5 protein-coding genes are annotated in these 3,905 nt (G+C 69.7%); all 5 read right to left on the reverse strand.

Going from position 1 to position 3,905, the window contains the following annotated elements:
• Positions 1 to 166 precede the first annotated feature (166 nt).
• Positions 167 to 520, reverse strand: a complete 354-nt coding sequence (locus KIH27_RS23220) for a DUF732 domain-containing protein (protein WP_214095053.1) — start codon at positions 518 to 520, stop codon at positions 167 to 169.
• Positions 517 to 1,890: a PPE family protein gene (locus tag KIH27_RS23115; RefSeq protein WP_214095054.1), complete on the reverse strand. Its 1,374-nt coding sequence runs from the start codon at positions 1,888 to 1,890 to the stop codon at positions 517 to 519. The genes KIH27_RS23220 and KIH27_RS23115 overlap by 4 nt, the downstream gene beginning before the upstream one ends.
• Positions 1,890 to 3,173 (reverse strand): PPE family protein, encoded by a 1,284-nt coding sequence (locus KIH27_RS21825; protein WP_214095055.1) that lies wholly within the window; start codon positions 3,171 to 3,173, stop codon positions 1,890 to 1,892. Before KIH27_RS21825 ends, KIH27_RS23115 begins: the two co-directional genes overlap by 1 nt.
• 80 nt (positions 3,174 to 3,253) lie before the next feature.
• The gene (locus KIH27_RS21830; protein WP_214091021.1) at positions 3,254 to 3,538 is read right to left on the reverse strand and encodes a WXG100 family type VII secretion target; all 285 of its coding nucleotides are present in this window, start codon (positions 3,536 to 3,538) and stop codon (positions 3,254 to 3,256) included.
• A gap of 28 nt (positions 3,539 to 3,566) precedes the next feature.
• Positions 3,567 to 3,863, reverse strand: a complete 297-nt coding sequence (locus KIH27_RS21835) for a WXG100 family type VII secretion target (protein ID WP_214095056.1) — start codon at positions 3,861 to 3,863, stop codon at positions 3,567 to 3,569.
• Between the last annotated feature and the right edge of the window lie 42 nt (positions 3,864 to 3,905).

The following is a 3,905-nucleotide window of genomic DNA, read 5'->3' on the forward strand; positions in this document are numbered from 1 at the left end:
AGCGAGCGTCGACGAAGGAGACGCGAAGCTGGACCGGCCGCATTAACCGAGCGGTTAGCGAGCGTCGACGAAGGAGACGCGAAGCTGGACCGGCCGCATTAACCGAGCGGTTAGCGAGCGTCGACGAAGGAGACGCGAAGCTGGACCGGTCGCATCAGCCCCTGCATCAGCTGTCCGACGCCAGGTACTGCGGGCAATACGTCTGGTAGGCGATATCCATGAAGGTGTTTGCCCGCGCATTCGACAGCAGATCATTGTGCTTCATCAGAATCGCGAGGATCTCGCCGTCCGTTTTTCCATTGTCGGCGAGGTCGCACAATGTCCGGCCGGCTTTGACGGCCTGTTCCGGTTGCCCGTAGTGCAGGCCGGCGGCGTTGAGCGCGGTCAGGAACAGTTCGTCGGTGGGGTTCGGGGTGTCACCGGGGTCAGGATCGCCGTGCGCCGTTCCCGGTGCGGCGAGGAACAGCACGGTGAGCGCCGCGAGCAGTGGCCTCGCGAATCGCCCGGCAGTGCGCGTCACCGGTTCTTCACCCGTCTGATCACCGACGCCGCCGATCGTTTGAGTGCGTCACGCTGCATCGTCATCTCGACGACGGCCTGCCGCAACCGGTTGAGTTCCTCCCGTTGCGGCGACACGACCTGGGGACCGGCCCCACCTCCGAACGTCGCCGTAACCGGGGTGGTCTGCTTCCCGCCGGCACCCGATTGCGCCGTCGCGGTTCCGCCGTTCGGCGCGTTGACCATGCCGGCCATCATCGGCATGCCGCCGAGTACACCGCTCGGCATGCCCGCGACGGCCTGCGGCGCGGCCGCCATCGACAGCGACGCGCCGGCCAATCGAATCTCGTTGGGGGCCGCGGTGATCCAGGACGCCGGCGCGGACAGTCCGCCGACCGTCGCGGCCCGGCCCAGCGTCGCGGTGACCGCCGGGGCGGCACTGCCCGGGACGGCGGCGCCCGCGATGGCACCGGGGATGGCCCCTGTCGACACGGCCGCACCGGCGAGGGTGGCCTCCGACAACCCTGCCCCCGCCACTCCGGCCCCCGACACCGATGACATCAGGGACGCCGGGTTCAGCGCGGTCCACAGGTACATGGCCGAGATCGCACCCTGCACCGGCAGGTCGAAGCCGCCGACGCCGACGCCGGCGGTCATGAACCCCTGACCGCCGATGAAGCCGAGGATGCCGGAGATCTTGGTGGAGAACGTGTTGAAGCCGGTGACCAGTGGGCTGGTCAGGAAGTCGTGCAGCGGACCGGTGTTCAGCGACGAGTTGGTCAGCACCTTGAGGATCGTCTGCAGGATCTGCCCCAGCCCGGAGTCGACGGCCGAACCGGACGTTTGGGCGGCCCCGGCCGGGTTGGTGCTCTGCGGCGCCGCGGCGAAGCCGGTCGCCGGTGTGATCGCGGCGGCCGAACCGGCCGCATAGGTCTGCATCACGGCGGCGTCCTGCGCCCACATCGCCGAATACTCGGCCTGGTTCGCCGCGATCGCCGCGTTGTTCTGGCCCAGCACATTTCCCGCCACCAGCGACGCCAACTCCGCCTGGTTCGCCGCCACCATCGCCGGCGGCACCACCGTCGCATGGGCGGCCTCATAGGCCGCCGCCGCCGCCCGGGCCTGCTGCGCGGTCTGCGCTGCTTTCGACGCCGTCGCGGTCATCCACTCCAGGTAGGGCTGCGCGGCCGCGGTCATCGACGCCGACGCCGGTCCCTGCCAGGACTCATCGGTCAACTCCGTCACCACCGCGCGGTACGACGCCGCCGCCGAGCCCAGCGTCGCCGCCAGGTGATCCCACGCCGACGACGCCGCCAGCAGCGGTGCCGACCCCGACCCCGCATAGATGCGCTCGGAGGTCACCTCCGGCGGCAGCATCGAGAAATCGATCATCAGCGCATCGCCTCCCGCATCAGGCGGGCCACGGCCTTGCACTCCATCGCCAAGTCCCCCATCCGGTCTCGCAGACTTTCGAGTTCCTGCGCATCGGACCCGCCGGCATCCGCCGCGGCTTCCCGATCCGACTCGACGACGGGCGCCGCGGCCTCGTCGCCGACCGCCCGCGCCCGGGTCTCACCGGCGCGGGGGGTGTTGACCATGCCCGCCACCATCGGGACGCCGCCGATCCCGCCGCCGGCCATGCCCAGCCCCGCCGGCGCCAGGGCCACAGAACCGGCGGCCGGCAGCGCCGTGGCGGCCAGCCGGATGTCGGGGGCGGCTGTCGCCCACGCCGGTGGCACCGACAGCCTGCCGAGCGGCATCGCGCGTCCCGCTCCCGCCGAAACCCCCGACGTGCTCACCGGTTCGTGCGACGCGGCCAAGGCCAGCGCCGGTTCTCCGACCGTGACCGATGAGGCAAGTCCGGCACCGGTTCCCGCAGCCATCGCGTTCGCCGCGGCCATCGGGCCCAGCACCGACAGCTTGCCGGTGGCCGTCATCAGTGGCAGTTCGAAGAACTGCGCCATCTCGGAGAGGAACATCGGCCCGGAGCTCTGCAGCGCCAGGGTGCCGAACGATCCGCCGATGCTGTTGAGGCCGGTAAAGGTGTTGGTGCCCAGGATGTCTGCGAGGAAGCCTTGGGACGAGTCCGCCGCTGAACCGGCGGTGCCGACGGCCCCCGCAGCCTGGTTCGCGGTTCCGGCCGGGTTTGTGGTCTGCGGGGCCGGGCTGAAACCCGTCACCGCCTTCGTCGCCGCCGCCGAACCCGCAGCATAGGTCTGCATCACCGCCGCATCCTGCGCCCACATCGACGAATACTCGGCCTGATTCACCGCGATCGCAGCGCTGTTCTGCCCCAGCACATTCCCCGACACCAGCGACGACAACTCCGACCGATTCGCCGCCACCACCGCCGGCGGCACCGCGCCCGCGTGCGCCGCCTCGAACGCCGCCGCCGCCACCCGCACCTGGCCCGCCAATTGCGCGGCCTGCCCGGCCAGTGCCGTCATCCACTCGATGTACGGCTGCGCGGCCGCCGCCATCGCCGCCGACCCCGGCCCCTGCCAGGCCTCGTCGACCAACCCCGACACCACCGACGAATACGACGACGCCGCCGAACCCAGCGTCGCCGCCAGACGATCCCACGCCGACGCCGCCGCCACCAACGGCCCCGAGCCGGCACCCGCATACAGCCGCCCAGACACCGCCTCCGGCGGCAACCCCGAAAAACCGGTCATCAGTTGGATCCCCTAGTCATGGCCCGCCGGCGTGGCCGCGGCGCGATGCCGCGGCCACACCAGCGTGCTGCGGCCATCGGTCAGGCCCAGCTGGAGCCGACGGCCGAGTCGGTGTTGGCCATGTTGTTGCCGGCCGACTGCACCTTCTGACCGTGCGAGTTTGCCTGCTCGTAGATCACCGCGAAGTTCCGGCCGAGTTGAGTCACGAACTCCTGGCAGGCCACCGAACCCGCACCGCCCCAGAAGTCCCCGGCCGCGAGCACGTCGTGCACGATCGCCTGATGCTCCGCCTCCAGCGAGGCCGCCTGCGCACGGATCAGCGCACCGTGCGCGTCAACATCACCGAACTGGTAATTGATGGACATAGCTTGATTCCCTTTACTTTTCGGACGGCTAGCTGGACAGGATCTGCTGCGAGGCAGCTTCCTGGGACTCGTAGTGGTTCGCGTCGCGGATCAACCCGTCCCGCACGCCGTGCAGCATGTTGACGATGTTGCGAAACGCCGTCTGCATCTGACCCATCGTGTCGTAACTGGTCTTCTCGGCCAGACCACCCCAGCCCGAACCGGAGATGTTCGTCGACGACGCCCACATCCGGCGGGCCTCATCCTCAACGGTCTGCGCGTGAACGTCGAAACGCCCTGCCATCGAACGCATCGCGTCCGGGTCGGTCATGAAACGTGCGGTCACTGCTGTATCTCCTTCTCTTGTGGTGTTTCCGGCTTAACCGGC

The sequence above is a fragment of the Mycolicibacter acidiphilus genome (genome assembly GCF_018455725.1).
GTDB classification, from domain to species: Bacteria; Actinomycetota; Actinomycetes; order Mycobacteriales; family Mycobacteriaceae; genus Mycobacterium; species Mycobacterium acidiphilum.

Bases quoted from the DNA above. Each gene is read 5' to 3' on its own strand.
- KIH27_RS21830 (WP_214091021.1), bottom strand. From the start codon at position 3,538: ATGTCCATCAATTACCAGTTCGGTGATGTTGACGCGCACGGTGCGCTG.
- KIH27_RS21825 (WP_214095055.1), bottom strand. From the start codon at position 3,173: ATGACCGGTTTTTCGGGGTTGCCGCCGGAGGCGGTGTCTGGGCGGCTG.
- KIH27_RS23115 (WP_214095054.1), bottom strand. From the start codon at position 1,890: ATGATCGATTTCTCGATGCTGCCGCCGGAGGTGACCTCCGAGCGCATC.